Origin of the sequence: Haloarchaeobius caseinilyticus, from assembly GCF_051207395.1 — an archaeon.
Classification (GTDB): domain Archaea; phylum Halobacteriota; class Halobacteria; order Halobacteriales; family Natrialbaceae; genus Haloarchaeobius.
Map to the genome: position 1 here is coordinate 52,308 of NZ_JBPJZC010000004.1, position 17,964 is coordinate 70,271.

General features: G+C 64.3%; 21 protein-coding genes. 13 read left to right on the plus strand and 8 right to left on the minus strand.

The window, feature by feature from the left end; all coding sequences use genetic code 11:
* Positions 1-71: 71 nt before the first annotated feature.
* Positions 72-440, minus strand: a complete 369-nt coding sequence (locus ACSC1P_RS17880) for a rhodanese-like domain-containing protein (RefSeq protein WP_435361568.1) — start codon at positions 438-440, stop codon at positions 72-74.
* Between the two features lie 124 nt (positions 441-564).
* Here ACSC1P_RS17880 and ACSC1P_RS17885 point away from each other — a divergent pair, with 124 nt between their 5' ends.
* Complete coding sequence (locus ACSC1P_RS17885; protein WP_435361569.1) at positions 565-1,689, plus strand: MBL fold metallo-hydrolase; 1,125 nt, start codon at positions 565-567, stop codon at positions 1,687-1,689.
* A 109-nt stretch (positions 1,690-1,798) separates the two neighbouring features.
* On the opposite strand, the gene ACSC1P_RS17890 is transcribed toward ACSC1P_RS17885, so the two are convergent.
* Together ACSC1P_RS17890 and ACSC1P_RS17895 are read right to left on the minus strand one after the other, a co-directional pair.
* Entirely contained in the window at positions 1,799-2,395 is a 597-nt protein-coding gene (locus tag ACSC1P_RS17890; RefSeq protein WP_435361570.1) for a formate/nitrite transporter family protein, read from the minus strand.
* A complete protein-coding gene (locus ACSC1P_RS17895; RefSeq protein ID WP_435361571.1) occupies positions 2,392-2,796 on the minus strand; it encodes a hypothetical protein in 405 nt (134 codons plus the stop codon). Before ACSC1P_RS17895 ends, ACSC1P_RS17890 begins: the two co-directional genes overlap by 4 nt.
* A gap of 136 nt (positions 2,797-2,932) precedes the next feature.
* Here ACSC1P_RS17895 and ACSC1P_RS17900 point away from each other — a divergent pair, with 136 nt between their 5' ends.
* The 10 genes from ACSC1P_RS17900 to ACSC1P_RS17945 are packed head-to-tail and all read left to right on the plus strand — an operon-like array spanning position 2,933 to position 11,248.
* Positions 2,933-3,484 (plus strand): Na+/H+ antiporter subunit E, encoded by a 552-nt coding sequence (locus ACSC1P_RS17900; RefSeq protein ID WP_435361572.1) that lies wholly within the window; start codon positions 2,933-2,935, stop codon positions 3,482-3,484.
* Positions 3,477-3,755, plus strand: a complete 279-nt coding sequence (locus ACSC1P_RS17905; protein ID WP_435361573.1) for a monovalent cation/H+ antiporter complex subunit F — start codon at positions 3,477-3,479, stop codon at positions 3,753-3,755. Before ACSC1P_RS17900 ends, ACSC1P_RS17905 begins: the two co-directional genes overlap by 8 nt.
* Positions 3,752-4,102 carry a monovalent cation/H(+) antiporter subunit G gene (mnhG, locus tag ACSC1P_RS17910; RefSeq protein WP_435361574.1) on the plus strand — a complete coding sequence of 117 codons (351 nt, stop codon included), beginning with the start codon at positions 3,752-3,754 and terminating at the stop codon, positions 4,100-4,102. The genes ACSC1P_RS17905 and mnhG overlap by 4 nt, the downstream gene beginning before the upstream one ends.
* On the plus strand, positions 4,092-5,204 hold the full coding sequence (locus tag ACSC1P_RS17915) for a DUF4040 domain-containing protein (RefSeq protein ID WP_435361575.1): 1,113 nt from the start codon (positions 4,092-4,094) through the stop codon (positions 5,202-5,204). The genes mnhG and ACSC1P_RS17915 overlap by 11 nt, the downstream gene beginning before the upstream one ends.
* Entirely contained in the window at positions 5,201-5,563 is a 363-nt protein-coding gene (locus ACSC1P_RS17920) for a cation:proton antiporter subunit C (RefSeq protein ID WP_435361576.1), read from the plus strand. Before ACSC1P_RS17915 ends, ACSC1P_RS17920 begins: the two co-directional genes overlap by 4 nt.
* Positions 5,560-7,098 carry a complex I subunit 5 family protein gene (locus ACSC1P_RS17925; RefSeq protein ID WP_435361577.1) on the plus strand — a complete coding sequence of 513 codons (1,539 nt, stop codon included), beginning with the start codon at positions 5,560-5,562 and terminating at the stop codon, positions 7,096-7,098. Before ACSC1P_RS17920 ends, ACSC1P_RS17925 begins: the two co-directional genes overlap by 4 nt.
* On the plus strand, positions 7,095-8,657 hold the full coding sequence (locus ACSC1P_RS17930; protein ID WP_435361578.1) for a complex I subunit 5 family protein: 1,563 nt from the start codon (positions 7,095-7,097) through the stop codon (positions 8,655-8,657). Before ACSC1P_RS17925 ends, ACSC1P_RS17930 begins: the two co-directional genes overlap by 4 nt.
* Positions 8,654-10,333, plus strand: a complete 1,680-nt coding sequence (locus ACSC1P_RS17935; protein WP_435361579.1) for a proton-conducting transporter transmembrane domain-containing protein — start codon at positions 8,654-8,656, stop codon at positions 10,331-10,333. The genes ACSC1P_RS17930 and ACSC1P_RS17935 overlap by 4 nt, the downstream gene beginning before the upstream one ends.
* A 22-nt stretch (positions 10,334-10,355) precedes the next feature.
* Positions 10,356-10,772, plus strand: coding sequence for a DUF7522 family protein (locus tag ACSC1P_RS17940; protein ID WP_435361580.1), 417 nt, complete (start codon positions 10,356-10,358; stop codon positions 10,770-10,772).
* Positions 10,769-11,248: an Lrp/AsnC family transcriptional regulator gene (locus ACSC1P_RS17945; protein ID WP_435361581.1), complete on the plus strand. Its 480-nt coding sequence runs from the start codon at positions 10,769-10,771 to the stop codon at positions 11,246-11,248. Before ACSC1P_RS17940 ends, ACSC1P_RS17945 begins: the two co-directional genes overlap by 4 nt.
* A gap of 23 nt (positions 11,249-11,271) precedes the next feature.
* Here ACSC1P_RS17945 and ACSC1P_RS17950 read toward each other — a convergent pair whose 3' ends face one another.
* The 4 genes from ACSC1P_RS17950 to ACSC1P_RS17965 all read right to left on the minus strand — a co-directional run bounded on the left by ACSC1P_RS17950 (position 11,272) and on the right by ACSC1P_RS17965 (position 16,182).
* On the minus strand, positions 11,272-12,669 hold the full coding sequence (locus tag ACSC1P_RS17950) for an ATP-binding protein (RefSeq protein ID WP_435361582.1): 1,398 nt from the start codon (positions 12,667-12,669) through the stop codon (positions 11,272-11,274).
* Between the two features lie 729 nt (positions 12,670-13,398).
* On the minus strand, positions 13,399-14,619 hold the full coding sequence (locus tag ACSC1P_RS17955; RefSeq protein WP_435361583.1) for a hypothetical protein: 1,221 nt from the start codon (positions 14,617-14,619) through the stop codon (positions 13,399-13,401).
* 121 nt (positions 14,620-14,740) lie between these two features.
* Positions 14,741-15,112 carry a hypothetical protein gene (locus ACSC1P_RS17960; RefSeq protein WP_435361584.1) on the minus strand — a complete coding sequence of 124 codons (372 nt, stop codon included), beginning with the start codon at positions 15,110-15,112 and terminating at the stop codon, positions 14,741-14,743.
* 149 nt (positions 15,113-15,261) lie between these two features.
* Positions 15,262-16,182 (minus strand): AEC family transporter, encoded by a 921-nt coding sequence (locus ACSC1P_RS17965; RefSeq protein ID WP_435361585.1) that lies wholly within the window; start codon positions 16,180-16,182, stop codon positions 15,262-15,264.
* A 159-nt stretch (positions 16,183-16,341) separates the two neighbouring features.
* Here ACSC1P_RS17965 and ACSC1P_RS17970 point away from each other — a divergent pair, with 159 nt between their 5' ends.
* Together ACSC1P_RS17970 and ACSC1P_RS17975 are read left to right on the plus strand one after the other, a co-directional pair.
* Positions 16,342-16,464: a hypothetical protein gene (locus ACSC1P_RS17970; protein ID WP_435361586.1), complete on the plus strand. Its 123-nt coding sequence runs from the start codon at positions 16,342-16,344 to the stop codon at positions 16,462-16,464.
* A 223-nt stretch (positions 16,465-16,687) separates the two neighbouring features.
* Entirely contained in the window at positions 16,688-16,885 is a 198-nt protein-coding gene (locus ACSC1P_RS17975) for a hypothetical protein (RefSeq protein ID WP_435361587.1), read from the plus strand.
* A 241-nt stretch (positions 16,886-17,126) separates the two neighbouring features.
* Here ACSC1P_RS17975 and ACSC1P_RS17980 read toward each other — a convergent pair whose 3' ends face one another.
* Positions 17,127-17,672, minus strand: a complete 546-nt coding sequence (locus ACSC1P_RS17980; protein ID WP_435361588.1) for a hypothetical protein — start codon at positions 17,670-17,672, stop codon at positions 17,127-17,129.
* Positions 17,673-17,964 lie beyond the last annotated feature (292 nt).

Sequence of the window (17,964 nt, forward strand, 5' to 3'; positions counted from 1 at the left end):
GAGGTGTGGTTCTCGTATTGACCGGCTCGTCACGCCTCGTCGAGAGAAGACAAACCGTGTGGACGCACCGTTCAGGGAAGAAGCCGTTCGACCCCCGTCAGGAGACGGTAGAGGAGCGTGTTGTTCTCGTACTGCCGCCATCCTGCGTATCCACCTGAGAGCGTCGCCGCGTCGTATCCCTTCTCGTCGAGATACGTCGTCGCGGTTCGTGCGACGACCCCTGCCTTGCACACGGTCACGACGTCGGTGTCGTCGGGTATCTCGTCGAGATACGGGTCGAGCGCCGCCGTCTCACCGGCGCGGAGGTCGTGATAGACTGGTGCGTTGAAGCTCCCTTCGATGTGATTCCCGTCGTACTCGTCGGCGGGACGGATATCGAGGACGAACACGTCCTCGCTCTCGCGGTGGTCGTCCAGTCCATTCGGGCCAATGGAGCGCATCGTTCGTGGCGTCAGTTGTGGCTGTACCTTGAAATCAGTCGTGGTCGAGGTCTCTGTTCATTCCCGGAATGGCGTGCTTTTTGCAACGCATTTATCTGCGTCGCTGTGCGTAGTTTTGTGTACAATGTCCAATACTGATATCGAGGCTTCCGAAGTCGCTCGTCGTATCGCTGTCGACGATACCGACGACCCGTTCGTCCTCGACGTTCGTCCCGAGGACGACTACGAGGAATGGCAGATTCCCGGCAGTACGAACGTTCCCGTCTACGACGAACTGCTCGAATACGACTACTCCGGACTCGAAGCCCACCTCGACGACATCCCGGACGACGAAGAGATCGCCGTCGTCTGTGTCGCTGGCGTCACATCGGCCCGCGCCGCGGAGTTCCTCCGGGAACACGGGTTCGACGCGAAGTCCATTCCCAACGGGATGAACGGCTGGGGTCGCGTCCACCGAACCTACGACATCGCTAGCGCTAACGGTCTCATACAGGTCGTCCGCCCAGGCACTGGCTGTGTCTCCTATCTCGCGCACGACGACGACGAGGCCATCGTCGTCGACCCGACCCAGTACGTCGACGAGTATCTGGGCATCGCGGACGAGTACGACCTGACCATCGTCGGCGTCACCGACACACACGCACACGCCGACCACGTCTCCGGTGCCCGTCGCCTCGCTGGCGAACTCGACGTCCCGTACTACCTCCACGCCGAGGATGCTGGTGACCTCGAGAATATCACCGAACTCGCTGACGGCGACAGTATCGACGTGGGTGACCGTGCGCTCGACGTCCACTTCACGCCGGGACATACCCCCGGCAGCGTCTCGTTCCGGTTCGGCGACGTGCTCCTCTCCGGCGACACCCTGTTCCTCCGGAGCGTCGGTCGCCCGGACCTCGAAGACAGTAGCGAGGACGCCGTCCGCGAGGCCGCAACGAAGCTATTCGACAGCCTCGACGAACTCACCGACCTTCCGGGCGACACGCTCGTCCTTCCGGGTCACTTCAGCGACGAAACGGTCCGCCCGCTCGCGACCGACCTCGACGACCTCACGACGGAGACGACGAACGAACTGCTGAGCTACGTCGAGGACGACGACGAGCAGGCCTTCGTCGAGACCATCGTCGAGAGCCTCTCCGACGAACCCGCGAACTACAACGAGATCAAGCAGATCAACTGGGGCAAAGAACAGGCCGGCGATGACGTCGAATCCCTCGAACTGGGTCCCAACAACTGCGCCGCGAACTGACGTTCTTACATCGGTACGTAACTTCCAAATCTCGGCGACGCACGGAAACGTCACCTCGCTTGGGGGAGCACGTCGGTTAGTACACGATCGTCTTCGTCAGCTGGTCCATCTACGGACGGCGTCTGCGATACACCTTCAAATCGATTTCTGTATCGGCGGCGGGACCGACCTCCACTTCAAGTACCACAGCTTCGAACACGTCCTGTTCTCGTACCACGGACTGGACTACATCCATCCAGTGGACGAACGCCCCGACGAGGGCGCCGGTGAGGTTCCCGGCGAGTACGCCAGCCCACACGCGGAACAACGACGGGACACTCGCGACCCGCGTCAAGACCAGTGCAACCGGCGTCAACGTGTTCTCGGTGTACAGTTGATACCGGCCCATAATGATGTAGACGAAGCCGAGGGGATAGAGCAGCGCAGCGAGCAACCCGGTGGTGTCGTTCGGGAAGGCTGCCTTCAACGTCCCGTAGACGAAGAACGTGAGCGTGATGGCGAATCCGGCGGCGAGGCCGCTCAGGTACAACTTTCGTGTACTGGTTCCGACCTCCTCGTCGGCCGTCGCGACGACGCGCTGGAAGATTTCGTCGGTCGAGAACCTGTCGCCGACGGCCTCCCCAGCGGCCGGTGCGCCACTCCGTGCCCGGTCGACGTCTGTGCGTGCGGGGCCACGGCGGCGACCGACGGTGTCCGCTGGACTCATTTCGGCCGTTCCTCCCGCTCAGCCGCCGCTTCGCGCTCGCGTGCTGTCATCGTCGCGTCGTTTCTCCCGATGCTGTACCACGTGAGTCGGTACAGCAGGTACGCGAAGGCGCTGAACATCACGAATTCGACGAGATACAACTCGGCGATTTCGACCCACGTCAGTTGTTCCAGTACCGCACTTCGGGTGACACTCAGGATGGCGAAAGCGACGAACAGTGTGAACGCCGGCATCGTCACGAGCAACAGTGCAGTGAGGACGAGCCAGAATCGGTTTGCGAGCGTCGTTCGTTCGTCCTGGCGGGCTGCTCTCGACAGCCCCTCGAGCGTGGTCGGAGCAGGGCTACGAGCGCTCGGAGAACGGTCGTCGGAGTCTGCTGGCCGTTGCGGGTCGTACCCCATACTCGATGTTTGGCACGAATAGAGATAAAATTTCCTTCAAAATTACCGATATGGTCAAATATATGCGGAACTATTACCAATATGTGAAAAAATTGGCGTCGCCACGGGACGGCGTCGGGTACGGAGGGAGGGGACCATGACCCACCTTCAACCAGGGACAGGGACGCCCGGTGCCTTCGCTCGGTACGGAGCCACGGCACTCGTCTCGTTCGCGTTCTACATGCTCCTCGGTGACCCCACCTCACTGTTCGACCTCGTCACCGGACTGGTTAGCGCAGCAGTCGTCGCAGCCGTCCTCGGGGAAGTCACGTTCGATTGGTCGCCGTCGACGACGACGGTCGCGTCGCTAGCTCGTGCCGTAGTGTTCCTGCCGTGGCTGCTGGTCGCAGTCGTCCGGTCGACCGTGGGCCTCACGCTGGTCGTCCTCGACCCGCGGCTCCCGATCGACCCGAAGATGGTCCGAATTCCCGCCCCCGAGAGCCGTCTCGGCCGGGCACTTCTGGCGAACAGCATCACGCTCACGCCGGGAACGCTGACAGTGGATGTGGTCGACGACGAACTCGTCGTCCACACGCTGACGACGTCGTCCTGTGCCGAGTTGCTCGCGGGGTCCATCACGAACGCAGTCGCCTTCGTCACTGGTGAGACGGTCACCGAATCGGCGTCACAGGAGGGTCGCGATGAGTGACGTGGTCGCCACGACACTACTCGCCGGTGCAGGTGCACTGGTAATTCTCGCACTCGCGCTGCTGGGACGGGTCATCGCCGGTCCGACGACCGCCGACCGGGTCGTCGCCATTAACGTCGTCGGGACGGCGACCGTCGTCGTCGTGGCGCTGTACGGCGCAGCGGTCGGGGACTCGGGCTACTTGGACGTAGCGCTCGTCTACGCGCTGTTGAACTTTCTGCTCTCGCTCGGGCTCGCCAGATTTTCCGTCGAACGAGGTGGGCTGCTGTGACGCCCGTCGAGGTCCTCGTGTTCGTCCTCGTCGCGGCGTGTGTCTTCCTCTCGTTCGTCGCCGTGGTCGGCTTCGCCAGGCTCCCGGACGTGTTCGCCCGCGCCCACGCCGCGTCGAAGACCGAGACGCTCGGGGCAATTACCGGGCTCGCTGCCGCCGCGCTGGCGTTCGGTCCGGGACAAGCGAGCCTGAAACTCGGCCTACTCGGGCTGTTCGTGCTCGTCACCGGGCCGACCGCAGCCCACGCGATCGTCCGGGCTGCCGCCCTCTCGGGGATGACGCCGTGGACGAGTGCGGAGGCGACCAGCGCTCACCACGAGAGAGAGGGAGGGTCCGATGACACCTGAGGCGGGGCTGCTCGCCAGCCTGTTCGGGTTCGTCGCGGTCGCCGCGGTAGCGACCGCACTGGCCCGGCGGCCGACGACCGTCCTCGTCGGCTTCGCCGCCTACAGCCTCGGACTCGCCATGGTCTGGGTCGTCTTCGACGCGCCGGACGTGGCACTCACCGAGGCCGCAGTCGGTGCAGGCGTCACGACAGCGTTGTTGCTCGTGATGGCTCGACGACTCAGCCGGGCTTCGAGGGCCGCAGCGGCAGACGACGATGGGCTGGTCGACTCGCCCCCGGACGCACCGGGCTCGCGTTGGCGTCGAACTGGTTCGCTCGTAGTCGCCGCGCTCGTCACAGTCGGCATCCTGCTGACGGTGCCGTCGCTGCCGGCGGTCGGCGATGGACAGGCACCTGCGTTCGGCCCGGCCACCGAGTACTACCTCACCGACGCCGGCGAGCGCGGTATCGACAACGTCGTCACAGCCGTGCTCGTCGTCTACCGTGGCTTCGATACCTTCGGGGAGGTGGCCGTGGTGTTCGCGGCGGCGGTCGCCGTGCTCGCCGTGCTCGGACAGGCCAGTGGCGAGGTGGTCCGCGTCGCGGTGGACCAGAATCAGAGCGACGCGGATCCCACGACCGACCACGACGACTCGCCGGACGTTACAGGGCCGGTGGCGACGGGCGACCGGCCGCTGCCACCAGATAGCATCGTCGTCACGGTGACGGTGCGACTGCTCGCACCGTTCGTCCTCACCTTTGCGCTGTTCACGCTGTTCCACGGCACCAGTTCCGTTGGTGGGGGTTTCCAGGGTGGCGTCGTCGCGGCCGCGACTGTCGTGACGCTCGCGTTCGCGTTCGGTGTCGAAGCGACGGCCGCGTGGCTTTCGCCAGCGCGATTGCTGGCACTCGCCGCCGCAGGCCCAGTCGTGTTCTGTGTGGTCGCACTCGCAGGCATCGCCGCAGGCGGAGCGTTCCTGCAGTTCGACGTGCTACCAATCGCGAAAGCGTCGGTGTACGCCACCGAAGCGATCGAACTCGGTATCGGTGCCACCGTGGGCGGCGTGGTCGTCCTCCTGTTCGTCGCACTCGCAGCCCGAACCGAACGCGAGGTGGGGCGATGACACCCCTCGTCGAATTGTTCCTCGACCGTGGTGCGTACGTCCTGTTCGCTCTACTGGTCGGTGTCGGCCTTTACGTCCTCGTCGCGGACGACGACCTCGTCAAGAAAGTCGTGGGACTCAACCTCTTTCAGACGGGCGTGTTCCTGTTCTTCGTCACGAGCGCGTACCGGACTGGCGGGCGCGCCCCGCTGCTGTCGGCCGACGGCCCCTACGTGAACCCGCTCCCGCACGTCCTCATCCTGACGGCCATCGTCGTCGGGGTGAGCGTCACGGCACTCGCACTCGCGTTGGTCGTCCGCGTCCACGAAGCGTACGGCACCGTCGACGACGAAGTGATTCGGGAGGTACGCCGTAGATGACCCACCTAGTTCCCCTGCTCGTCGCGGTGCCGCTGCTCGGCGCGGTCGTCCCGTTCCTCCTCGGCGGGCGATTCCCGCGCTTCTCGCGGCGAGCGACGGCGGCGGTGTTACTCCTCCAGTTCGCACTCGCGATTCTCGTCGTTCGCGACGTGGCGAGGACCGGCAGCGTCAGCTACGTCGTCGGCGGACTCCCCGCTGCCTACGGTATCGGCCTGTTGGTCGACGCCCTCTCCAGCGTGTTCGTACTACTGGTCGCGGGAAGCGGGGCGGTGTTCTACTGTACGGTCCGGACCGATGCGACGGGGCCCACAGACAGCCTCTGGCTGTTGCTCGTCGCCGGTCTGACCGGCGTCACCGTCACCGCCGACGTGTTCAATCTCTACGTCTTCCTCGAAATCTCGGGGCTGGCGGCGTACGCGCTGGTCGCCGGTCGGCGCGACGGTGCGGCCGCCCTCGCCGCCCTCAAGTACCTGCTCGTCGGGACAGTCGGGGCGACGCTCTACCTCCTCGGCATCGGATACGCCTACGTGGCGACCGGCACGCTCGCGATGGCGGACCTCCGAGTCGCACTCGCCGGGGTCGGGTACGAGTCACCGCTCGTGCTCGCCTCGTTCGCGTTCGTCACCCTGGGGTTGGCGGTCAAACTCGCGTTGTTCCCGCTCCACCAATGGAAGCCCGACGCATACGCCACGGCACCGGTCGACGTGAGCGCGTTGCTCGCAACGCTCGGGTCGACGGTCCCCGGGTACGCCTTCGTCCGTCTCACGTTCGATGTCTACACCGTCGACCTCTTCGCGGCCGTCCCGCTCGTCCAACACAGTCTCCTCGCAGTCGGGGTCGTCAGCGTCCTCGCCGGCGGCTACCTCACGCTCCGGCAGTCGAACCTCCGCCGCCTGCTGGCGTACTCCTCGATACTCCAGTTCGGCCTCGTCGTCGTCGGGTTGGCGCTCGCGACCACTGCCGCCGTGACGGGTGCGCTCGTCCTTCTCGTCGCCAACGCAGTGTCGAAGGGCGGGCTCTACGTCGCGGCCGGACTGTTCGAGCGCGAGCGCGGTGCGACGACGGTGAGCGCGTTCGCAGGACTGGGTCGGGCGTGGCCGGTGACCGCAGGTGCGGCCGCGGTCGTCTTCGCCTCGCTCGTCGGTCTCCCGCCATCCGCAGGCTTCGCGGGGAAGTGGTACGTCGCCCTCGCGGCGGTCGAGTCAGATGCGTGGTTGGTCGCGACAGTCGTTCTCCTGAGCACACTGCTGTCGCTCGCCTACGCTGGCCGCGTCGTCGAGCGCCTGTTCCTCGCTGGTGAAGCTGCGACTGCAGCCACGCCCGGGCGGGTTCCGGCCGAACACGTGCGAGCGACCGACGGTGGCGTCGGCGGCAACAGCCCTGGCGTGTCCGAATCACCGCCGACAGTCACGTTGAACCGGGACCGACTGGCGGTGGGAATCGTGGTCGGCACGGCCGTGGCGACGGTCGTCCTCGGCGTCGGTTCGTCCGCGTTCGCGGACTGGGTCGCGCCGGTCGTGGAGGGGTGGCTATGACCGACACTGCGTCACTGCTTCCGCTCGCGGCCGTGCTCGTCCCGGCACTCGCTGTCGTGGGTATCGTCGCCCTCGGTCGATTTCCGTTGGTCAGAGAACTGTGTACCGCACTCGCGGCGCTCGGGACGGTCGCCTCGGTGTGGGCCATGGTCCAAACCGAGTCGACCGAGGTGACCACCCTCGGCAGCGTCGCCGGCGTCGACCTGTCGCTGCGGGCGGACCCCGCAGGACTACTGTTCGCGCTCCTCGCAGCCGTGCTGTGGGCCGCGACGAGTCTGTACAGTGTCGGCTACGTGCGGGCGCTCGACGAGCACGCCCAGACGCGCTACTTCGCCGCGTTCGCCGCGAGCATCGCCGCGACGATGGGCGTCGCATTCGCCGGGAACCTGTTCACACTGTTCGTGTTCTACGAACTGCTGACGCTCGCGACGTACCCGCTGGTCGTCCACGCCGAGACTGACGAGGCCCGCTCGGCCGGGCGAACCTACCTCGCGTACACCCTCGGTGGTGGCGTGGCTGCGCTCGCCGGCGTCGTCCTCGTCGGTGTCCTCGCCGGTACCGTCACGTTCGACGCGGGCGGCATCGAGGCGCTCGCCACGGTAGACCCGACCCTCGCCCGCGCCGCGTTTGCCTTGCTCGTCGTCGGCTTCGGCGTGAAGACGGCCATCGTGCCGCTCCACGGCTGGCTCCCGACTGCGATGGTCGCACCGACACCCGTCTCGGGGCTGTTGCACGCCGTCGCCGTCGTCAAAAGTGGCGTGTTCGCGCTCGGGCGAACCGTCCTCTACGTGTTCGGCCCGGAGACGACGTGGGACCTCGGAATGGGGTTCCCACTGGCCGTGGCCGCTGCAGTGACGATGGTCGTCGCCGGTCTCGTCGGGCTCCGACAGGACAACCTGAAGCGGGGGCTCGCGTACTCGACCATCAGCCAGCTCTCGTACATCGCGCTCGGGCTCGCACTCGCCACCCCGGTCGCGGTCTTCGGCGCGTTCGTCCACATCGTCGCCCACGCGTTCATGAAGATTACACTGTTCTTCGTCGCGGGTGTCGTCGCCGTCGAGACTGGCGAGAAGTACGTCTCCGACCTCGCCGGGGTCGGTCGCCGCTTGCCCGCGACGATGACCGCGTTCGCCGTCGCCGCCGCCGGCCTCGTCGGGTTTCCGCTGGTTGCAGGCTTCGTGAGCAAGTTCTATCTCGTGCTGGGTGCGGCCGAGAGCGCGTCCCCATGGTTGGTCGGTGCGTACCTGCTCGCTGGGCTGTTGAAGTTGCTGTACTTCTGGCCAATCGTCTACGTCGCCTTCTTCGGCGAGCGCGGCGGCACCGACGCCGCGAGTCGGCACGCGTTCGCGCCAGCACACGCGACCGACGGCGGCTACGTCGACACAGGCTACAGTGAGGCGATGACGTGGGAGCGTCGAACCATCTCCACCGAGACCTCACCGGCCCTGCTGTTGCCCATCCTGTTCACCGTGGGTGTCGCGATCGCACTCGGCCTCGCGCCGACCGAGTTCCCGTTCTGGTCACTCGCCGAAGCCATCGTCGCGGAGGTGTTCGCATGAGCGACTTTCTGACGCTCGTCCCACCGTGGGTAGCGTTCCTCGTGGCCATCGTCGCAGTCGTGGCACTACCGCGGCGTGCGGGGACCGCGGTCGCTATCGTGTTCACCATCCTGACGGTCCCATGGGTGTTACTCGCACCCGCCGGAACCGCGGTCACTGTCGCCCCGTTCGGCTTCGAGCAGGTGCTGTTCCGCGTCGACTCGCTTACGCGGCCGGTCGCCGCCCTGTTCGGTTTCGTCGCCGCGCTGAACCTCCTCTACGGAGATGGGACGGGGGCCGACGAGCGACAGACGGTGTACTCGCTGGCGTACATGGGCGCTGGCGTGGCGGCCGTCCTCGCCGGCGACTGGCTCACGCTCGTGGTTGCGTGGGAACTGCTCGCTGTAGCCGCGACGGTCCTCGTCTGGCACCACGGGGGGGAGGCCGTACGCCCGGCGTTCCGCTACGCGGTGTACCACCTCGTCGGTGGTGCGTTCCTCGTCGCTGGCGTGTCGTTGCACTACGCCACGGTAGGGACGTTCACCTACGACGGTGGTCTCAGCGTGGGAGTGCCGACGACGCTCGCGCTCGTCGGCGTCGGCGTCAACCTCGGATTCGTCGGCCTCCACGCCTGGCTGCCCGACACCTATCCGCGGCCACACGTCGCCGCCAGCGTCGTGCTCGCCGGCTTCACCACGAAAGTCGCAGTCTACGCCCTGGCACGGGTCGCGCCGGACGGGAACACCGTCGTCCTCTGGCTCGGCGCGGCGATGGTCATCTTCGGCGTCACGCAGGCGGTCCTCCAGACCGACATGCGACGACTCCTGTCGTACCACATCGTTTCGCAGGTCGGCTACATGGTCGTCGCCGTCAGCCTCGGCACGGCTGCAGGGATGACAGGCGCGTTCGCACATCTGACGGCGAACGTCCTCTACAAGGGCTTGCTGTTCATGGTCGCCGGGGCCATCGTGTTCCGGACCGGCGAGGCGTCGCTGAAGCACCTCGGTGGACTGGCTCGCCGGATGCCGGTCACGTTCGTCGCCTTCATCGTCGCGGCGCTGGCCATCACGGGTGTTCCGGGCTTCTCCGGCTTCGTCAGCAAGGGGCTGGTCACGAAGGCCGCCGAGACGACGGGCCCAGACCTCGTCTGGTGGGTGCTCGTCGTCGGCAGCGTCGGGACGGTGCTCTCGTTCGCGAAGTTCGGCTACTACGCGTTCATCCGGCAGGCACCCGAATCGATTGCCGTGCGTCCGGCCCCACGAACGCTGTCCGTGGTCTTGCTCGTCACTGCAGTTCCGTCCGTGGCGTTCGGCCTGCTGCCGGGCCTGTTCCTCGGCGTACTCCCAGGCGACCCCGGCAGTTACGACCCGTACGCCGTCAGCGAACTGACCAAGGCGTTGGTCGTCACCGCGGTGGGAATCGCCGCGTTCGTCCTGCTTCGGTCACCCATCGCTCGGATTCAGCCGGTCGACGTCGACCGATTCCTCCACCCGGCGGCGGCGTCGGTGGCCACCACGGCCGGCGCAGTCGCGGTCGAACTCGGAGCCACAGCCTCTCGGACCGGTCGCGCCTTCGTCGCACGGGCCGGCCGGTACGTCGGGCGTGACGCCCCAACTGGCGACACCACCGTCCACGATGCACTGTTCGCGTTGGCGCTGACGACGGCACTCGTGTTGTTCGTCGTCGCCATCGCCTGAGACACAAAAGACACGAAAAGACATGTTCACCAAAACCCACGACGATTCGAACCCGAACTACGACCGCCTCGTCGCGTACCTTCGCGACCGCTTCGACGACGACCTCCGGTGGGTCGCTTCGTTCGATGCGCAGCGTTACGACTACACGGTCCAGTACGTCCGACCGGATCTCCAGACCGAACTGTCGACGCACGATTTCGACACGGTCGTCCACCGCTCTATCGGACTGTTCCGTCGCCCGTACGTCGAGTCGGTATACACCCACCTCGGCGATGCTCGGACGCTCGTCATCGAGCACGAACGCGCCACCGCCGTCCACTTGTACCTCAGCGACACCAAGGGCGTCATCATCAAGATCAAAGCCGGAAACGAGATTTCGGTCCCCCGGTTCGCCGACGAGTGTTTCGACGCGATGTTCAGCGGGAGGGCAGCGCAGTGACGTTACAGGGGCTCGACGACCTCGATCGTCGCATTCTCTTCGAACTGCAGCGCGACGCACGACGTATCTCCTCGCGAGACATCGCCGAACTCGTTTCGGCGTCGCCGAGCACGGTTCGCAAGCGGATTCAGCGACTCGAAGACCGCGGCATCGTCACCGCGTACCGAACCGACATCGACTTTCAGGCCGCAGGCTATCAGCTACACGTACAGATCGTCTGTACTGCTCCCATCGGCGACCGCGAAGCGATGAGCGACCGGGCACTGTCCGTGCCGGGCGTCGTCGGCATCAGAGAACTTGCGACTGGCGAACGGAACGTCCTCGTGACGGTGGTGGGCAAGGACGGAGACGACCTCACGCGCATCGCGACCGCACTGAGCGACCTGGGCCTTACGATCCTCGAAGAGGAACTCGTCCGTCGGGAGACGACGCAGCCGTTCTCGGGGTTCGGTGATGCTGTAGGCGTCGACCAGTGAACAGTCGTCTCTCGGCACACCTTCTACCGGACGATGTCGCGCGGCTCGAACAACGATACGTCGTCGCGTTCCTCGGCAGTCTCTCGCAACCCATCGGAGAACCCCGATCGACAGAAACAGCAATAGTGGTAGTCGGGGTCGCCACCGTTCGGCGGGGTCCACTCGACACGAGCCGCACTCCGTTCAAGGTCTGCGAGGTCGCCCTCGTGCATCTCCCGCGTGGTCCACTTGCACTCGCCCGCGACGAGCGTCCCGTCGCTCCCGAGACCGACCACGTCGAGTTCGTGCTGTTTGTGCCACCAGTAGCCGATTCCCTGGTACGTCTTTGGCACGAGCGACGGCAGTTCGGTCTGACAGACCTGTTCGAACACTGCGCCCATGTACGCCGAGAACGACGGCGCGACGAGTTCGTCGTAGGCGTCGTCGCCCAGCTGTGCGAGTTTCCCCTCCTGAGCGTAGACGTAGCGGAACCAGAACCGGAACAGCGGTTCGGTCAGGCGATAGCGACTCTTTCGCGTCGCCGTCGGATTTGCGGTCACGGGGATGTCGCGCTCGACCAGTCTGAGTCGCCTGAGTTTCGCCAGATACGCCCCGAGTGAGTTTGAGCTGACGCCCGCGAAGTCGGCAATCTCGTTGGCCGCGCGCTTTCCCGTCGCGATGGCTCGCAGAATCGTGTAGTAGGTCTGGGGTTCCCTGATGCCGAATTCGGTGCGAAGGAGGAACTCGGGTTCGTTGTGGAGCAAGCCGTGTTCCGAGAGGACGTGTGACTGGACGTTTTCGGCCAGTGTCGCCCCCGGCGTGAGTTTCCGGAGGGAGTACGGCGTCCCGCCGAAGACACCCCACGTTTGAATCGTCGTCTCCGGGTCGTCCGCCGCCTCGTCGGTCGGGTAGAACTGTCGTGCGTCACCGAGCGAGAGCGGTGGCAGGTCGATGGTCCCGGTCCGACGACCGTAGAGTGGGCTCCCGCCGTCCAGCACCTTCTCCTCCATCACACTGTTGGACGACCCGACGAGCACCAGCGTGATGCCCGTCTCTTCCAGATGCATGTCCCACACCCGCTGGACCTTCGACGGGAGCGCGTCGTCGGAGTCGACCAGATAGGGGAACTCGTCGAGGACGACCACGGCGTCTTCGCGACCGAGCGCCCGCAACAGAGCCTCCCAGTCACGCTTGATGTCTGTGAGTTGTGGGTACGTCTCACTCGCCGTCTGGACGAAGTTCGTCAGTTGTGCGTCTGGCGTCTCCTCCGTCGCCTGCCAGTACACCGCGTCGTCGCGGTCCCGAATCGCCTCGCGGACGAGCGCGCTCTTCCCGAGTCGGCGACGACCGTAGACGACCTGCAAGTCGGCAGCGTCACGGTCGAAGCGCGATTTCAGCAGGTCGCGTTCTGACTCACGGTCGACGAAGCCGGGGTCGGTCATGCATAGAGTCGTGCCGAGAGAAACATAATTGTGCCAATTATCTAAAACACGATTTTACTAATCTAGATTTTACTATTTGCCCAGTCGGTCCGTCTCCCGCCCTGCAGTTGATCCACGCAGGTCGACGATACCGACCAAAACCTCACCGAAAAGTGGGTTCAAACATCGAAGATGAGAGCCGACGTTTCCACAACTCAGGGCGGTCAGTCGGTTGAACGTTCGTCGATGGCTCGCGGTGTTCGGACAGTACTACAACGATCAGCGACCGAATCAGTCGATCGATGGAAGAAATCCAGCTGAGGAGGGTACCTAGAAAGTGGCGAGGAACTGTACAGTCTCGGATGCGACACATCCTTATTTTCCATCCAATAGGGGCGCAGTATATCCGCCGTCGGCCGATTAGTCACAACGAGAGCCAGTGGAACCTAGTAAAGACGAGGCGGCTATCGCGTTCGTGGGCTGTCCCGAGTGTAGCCCCGGCATTCTTCGGCCTCTCGTTCCGAAGGGGTCCACCGTTGTGGACGAAACCGACGACACCGACGGGATGGTGTGGGCGACCTGTGACTCCTGCGGAGAAACCGTTGCGGTGCACTTCACTTTCTGACGGTCGTGTCCGCTCTTCGACCCGCCTGCTGCGAAATCGGTCCCTTCTGCAGATAACACGCTTGGCTCCCGTCCACGTCGGCCGACGCCCGTCCACCCGCCGAAGGGGCCGAATGGCAGCAACGATCACTCGGGAGCTTCGTCTTGCAAGTCGAGCGACGAGAGAACGTTCGAGACTTCCTTCGAATCGGGATACTCGTCGCTTGCGCTTCGCACATACGCTGGCGCAACTTCGATGACCGCTGAAAGGATCCCTACGGCTGGCTCCGTCTCTCCATACTGACTGACGTAAGCGAACACCCCGGGGACGATGGACTTGGTGTCTGCTGGTGCTGCAGCGATGGGGCGTTCAACGTCGGCCAGTGCACGCTGTCCCTGCTGTTCCGTCACGTGATGTAGAAAATTTGTGAGCGCCGTCGAAAAACTCGTCCGTACCCAGTGACTCCCGTCCGGCGTTTCTCGCTCGAGGGTCCGGATAGTCGTCGCAAGTGCGTTTTCGATCAGTTCGCCCGGTCTGTTCATCGATTCACGTCCTATGGCATCAAGCGTCTCGACCAACAGCGCTACTCCGAACTGTTGTTTCCATGCCTCGTCTTCGGCGACGAGCGACAGTATCGAGTCCTCGACTGGGCCGACACACTCACTCCATCGGTTCAGCGAGGGAACGAGCGCCATGCTAACGTATTTTCTGACGTACGGGTCATCGCTGTCGAGTGCGTCGACGAGTCGGCTCCGATGCGGTTCGAGTAGGTCGGGTCGTTCGACTCCGAGTGACGCGACGACGACCCCAGCTGTTCGACGAGGACTTCGACCTCTTGAAGCCCTGTCGGTGAAATCGTCGACGGGATCGGCGAGTGCATCGAGCAGTGTACCAACTGCCTCCGCGGGGTTCGGGTGGCCAAGAAACACTTCCGCACCGTTGTCGTACGTGTCGTCGTCGTAGCCACGAATCCAGTAGCCCGTGGTTGAATTCCCGACGAGGAGTTCGCCGGCTCGTTTTCGGACGATGTCGACAGGGTCGGTCAATCCGTCGACGAGGACCGACGCCAGTCGTGCGTGCAGGCCTTCAGGGCCGGCGTCCTCCGCGACGACGGCTTCCACGACTTCACTGAGCATCGTTACGTTGATTACGTTCTGGCGGACTCGCCAGTCCGTATCGTCGGCTAGTGCCAGATACCGCTCCAGCAACGTCCCGTTCGGGCCCAGGTAGACCCCCTCCGAACTGAACGTCCGGATACCTAGCACCCGCCGCACGACGACGGTAAGATAACTCCGCACCTGCGGGTCCGGGTCATCGAGATGAGCCGCAATCGTGGTCAGCGTCTCGCCAGTTGGCAGCGCATCCACCCCGAAAAACTCCGCGTTCTCGATGAACCGACGAGATAGTGTTTCAGCGGCAACGCGTCGAACTTCTGGGTCAATCCCGTCGAGTCGGTCGATTAATACGTCGACTGAGGGCAGGTCGTCCTCAGATGACGGCATGGATTCCGTACTTGGTAGCGAAGTAGTCGAAGAACCCGTCGGGCATCGTCCCAGCGTCCCGATTCAGCTGTTCGTGTTCGGCGAGGGTCGTTCCCTCACGCTCGTAGTAGGCGGCACTCACTGCGCCGACTCCGTCGTGTACGTGGACCAGCGCGACTCGGCTGACGTGCTCGATGACGGATTCCAAGCTCTCGACGACGGTGCGAGTACTGTACTCGATGCCACCGAACGCCAACACGTCGTTGTGGGTCGCTAGGTACGCGACCCTGTCGGTCCCCCTCTCGACAGTATCGATGACGGTGTCTGGGTCCCCACCAGCCGTGAGTTCGACGCCAAACCAGTGTCTATCTGCACCCATGGTGGTCTCTCATCTCTCTGTGATAGTAAAAGGCGACTGTCAGCACGTAAAATCGTGTTTCCGTTCTCCCGATGAACAACTAACGGCCAACAAAGTCCCTCTAGACGACGGAACCGGCTGAGCCCGAGACGAAATCAACCCGAACGTCCTCACGCAGTCAGTACGCCGAGCAGGTGGACGACGCCCAACAGCGTTGCCACCGCCACGACCGTCGTCGCCAGCACCGTCGCGGATGCGAGGTCGCCATCGCCGCCGAGTTCGCTCGAATAGATGTACGTCGAGACGGCGGTTGGCATCGCCAGCATCACGACGCCGGCACGGAGCGTGGTCGGGGACGCAGCGAGTGCCGTGAACACGATGACGGCGACGATGGGCATGACGAGCAGTTTCACCGCAGCGACGACACTGACCGTCGGTAGGTCGACGAATCCCTTGTCGGCCGTGAGTGATGCCCCGACGGCAGGCAACGCGATGGGAAGCGCGAGGCTGCCGATTGCACCGAGCGGATTCAGAATCACGCCCGGGAGTGCGACGTTGCTGGCGGCACCGACGAGTCCGAGCGCGAGTGCGATGAGGACGGGATTGCGTGCGAGCCCACGCAGTTCTTCGACCACATCCGCCTCGCCACTGGTTATCCGTGTCAACAGGAAGACAGTGAGTGTGACCTGGACGAGGGAGCCGATACCGAGGATGATGCTCGCTTTGCCTGCAGTGACGCCACCGAACGTCGCCGCGACGAACGGGACGCCGAGAAAGCCCAGATTGCAGTGGTACGATTGGACCACGGCGACGCCACGACGTGCTGGGGTTCCCCGACCACGATGGACGAGCCAACTGATGCCCGCGACGACCCCGAGGACGACGACGACGCCGACGAGGAGTCGCCAGACGAGCACCTCCGAGAGTGCTCGACCGACCGTCGACGAGAAGACGAGCGCGGGGAGTGCGACGTAGAACGCGAGTGTCGTGAGGTAATCCCGACGGCTCGGCGTCAACACACCGACAGCTCGCAACCCCACGCCGAGTGCCAACAGGACCAGCATATAGGCGAGCTGTGTGGCGACGCTCATACGGTCGCTCACCGGAGGAGATGTATCGGCGTTGCGATTGCGGCCAACGATGAATCTGTCCAGAACGAGGAGTCGGAGACAACTATCAGTCCACGCAACGATTTAGCAGCAGCGTCACGCTAGTCCAGCGAGAACGGCAGCCGATGCGGTGGCGGATGGGTGCGAGACGTGATCCAGACCGAGAAGAGGGACAACGAGCAACGTGGAGACGACGAGGACGACACCGAGGTTCGAGAGAATCGGACACTCGAAAGTGAGGAGCGTGAGGTCCGTCGATGGTGACCTCGCTATGGAGGCACGCCGGGACGTCACGATTTTCCTCCTCACCGCACTGCTGTGGTTCGTCGGTGGACTGGCGGTCTTCGCAACGGGTCGCTTGCCGGCCACGAGGGCATCCTGTGCTACCGCTTCGTGGGTCTGCTCGCTATTGCAACCTTGCACATCAGCGGGACCGTCGCCGGGGACGAACTGGTCGACATCGGCTGGGGGACGTTCGTCTTCTTGCGTGGTGACACCTACAGTCGTCACTATCACCATCCTCGTCGGCGAACTCGCCTCGAACATCGCGATGGCCGCCATCCCCGGGCCAGTGCTCATCAACGTGGGGCCGGCTTCCGTGACCGCCCTGGGTACTACGTCTGAACTCGGGGCGGTCATCTTCCTTGCCACCGGGAGGGCGTCTCTGCTCGTTTTGTTCCTCTGACCGTCCGTCCTCGGCCAAGCCTGTACAACGGACTTTAGTTCTCAACGCTCGCCACCATGTGATACTGCGTCGTTTCGAACCCGAGCTTTTCGTAGAGTTACTCCGCAGAACGAACTAGTACCACTCGTCGACACAACTGCTGAGACATTGTTTCTACTGAGGGCTCCGCAAATACGGCTCTCATCCACGAACTTGGGTTCCTGTAGAACGCTTCGTTTTGAGTCCTTAGGACCAGTACAGCCTATAGAGCTCCAGCGACCGACGACGAGTGTGACGCGCTCTCGGCCATGGCCTCGACGATGCTCGCGAGGGGCACCCGCGCCGAGGTGTCGGTCAGGAACGTCTCGAACGGGGTGAGCTGTGTTTGCCAGTCCGCAGCCCGGTCGACTTGCCCGCAGTACTCGACTGCAGCGATTGGTCCGTTCGCTGGGACCAGCCGGTCGGGTGCCCAGTCCATCCGCGTGAACTCGTAGCCGTCCGGGTAGAGACTCCGAAGGATGCGCGTCACCGCGTCGATGGCGTCGGTCTCGACGCCCACGTAGTACGTGGTCTCGTCCCCATCACCGACGAGCAGTGCCTTGATGGTCGGCCGTGGTGGCGCGCTGACCCGGTCGAGCAGCGATGTCGACGCTGTTTCGAGGCGGACCTGGTGGAGTCGTCGGAACTGCGCGGCGACGGTCTCCGCATCGAGTGCGTCCACTGTCGGACGGATGCGAACGTACGACCGTGATTCGTCGGCAACGACGGGCAGCGCATCATGCTCAGTGTGTGGGGTGCGACGGGCCATCTCCGGCTCCTGTGTCGATATATCCGACGCGTGAATACCGCATAAAGTGCTCTGTCAGCACACCACACGAATAGGGCGCATCCGCAGGCCAGTTGCCACTGCTCGCGTCCGTTCCACTGTCCCTTCAGCCGCGGCTACCGTTCTCGTCGACGACCGTGTTGCACGCGGGGTGCTTCCCGCGAGACGTACTCGAAAAGCCACCCCCAAAACGGGGTGGTGAGGAGCGAGCAGTGATGGTGACGACTGCGTGGTGGATTTTGCTCCTCGTTGGACAGACCCCCCGGCCTATCCA

Coding starts and splice junctions, on each gene's coding strand:
- ACSC1P_RS17880 (WP_435361568.1), bottom strand. CDS start 440: ATGCGCTCCATTGGCCCGAATGGACTGGACGACCACCGCGAGAGCGAG.
- ACSC1P_RS17885 (WP_435361569.1), top strand. CDS start 565: ATGTCCAATACTGATATCGAGGCTTCCGAAGTCGCTCGTCGTATCGCT.
- ACSC1P_RS17890 (WP_435361570.1), bottom strand. CDS start 2,395: ATGAGTCCAGCGGACACCGTCGGTCGCCGCCGTGGCCCCGCACGCACA.
- ACSC1P_RS17895 (WP_435361571.1), bottom strand. CDS start 2,796: ATGGGGTACGACCCGCAACGGCCAGCAGACTCCGACGACCGTTCTCCG.
- ACSC1P_RS17900 (WP_435361572.1), top strand. CDS start 2,933: ATGACCCACCTTCAACCAGGGACAGGGACGCCCGGTGCCTTCGCTCGG.
- ACSC1P_RS17905 (WP_435361573.1), top strand. CDS start 3,477: ATGAGTGACGTGGTCGCCACGACACTACTCGCCGGTGCAGGTGCACTG.
- ACSC1P_RS17915 (WP_435361575.1), top strand. CDS start 4,092: ATGACACCTGAGGCGGGGCTGCTCGCCAGCCTGTTCGGGTTCGTCGCG.
- ACSC1P_RS17920 (WP_435361576.1), top strand. CDS start 5,201: ATGACACCCCTCGTCGAATTGTTCCTCGACCGTGGTGCGTACGTCCTG.
- ACSC1P_RS17925 (WP_435361577.1), top strand. CDS start 5,560: ATGACCCACCTAGTTCCCCTGCTCGTCGCGGTGCCGCTGCTCGGCGCG.
- ACSC1P_RS17930 (WP_435361578.1), top strand. CDS start 7,095: ATGACCGACACTGCGTCACTGCTTCCGCTCGCGGCCGTGCTCGTCCCG.
- ACSC1P_RS17935 (WP_435361579.1), top strand. CDS start 8,654: ATGAGCGACTTTCTGACGCTCGTCCCACCGTGGGTAGCGTTCCTCGTG.
- ACSC1P_RS17940 (WP_435361580.1), top strand. CDS start 10,356: ATGTTCACCAAAACCCACGACGATTCGAACCCGAACTACGACCGCCTC.
- ACSC1P_RS17950 (WP_435361582.1), bottom strand. CDS start 12,669: ATGACCGACCCCGGCTTCGTCGACCGTGAGTCAGAACGCGACCTGCTG.
- ACSC1P_RS17960 (WP_435361584.1), bottom strand. CDS start 15,112: ATGGGTGCAGATAGACACTGGTTTGGCGTCGAACTCACGGCTGGTGGG.
- ACSC1P_RS17965 (WP_435361585.1), bottom strand. CDS start 16,182: ATGAGCGTCGCCACACAGCTCGCCTATATGCTGGTCCTGTTGGCACTC.
- ACSC1P_RS17980 (WP_435361588.1), bottom strand. CDS start 17,672: ATGGCCCGTCGCACCCCACACACTGAGCATGATGCGCTGCCCGTCGTT.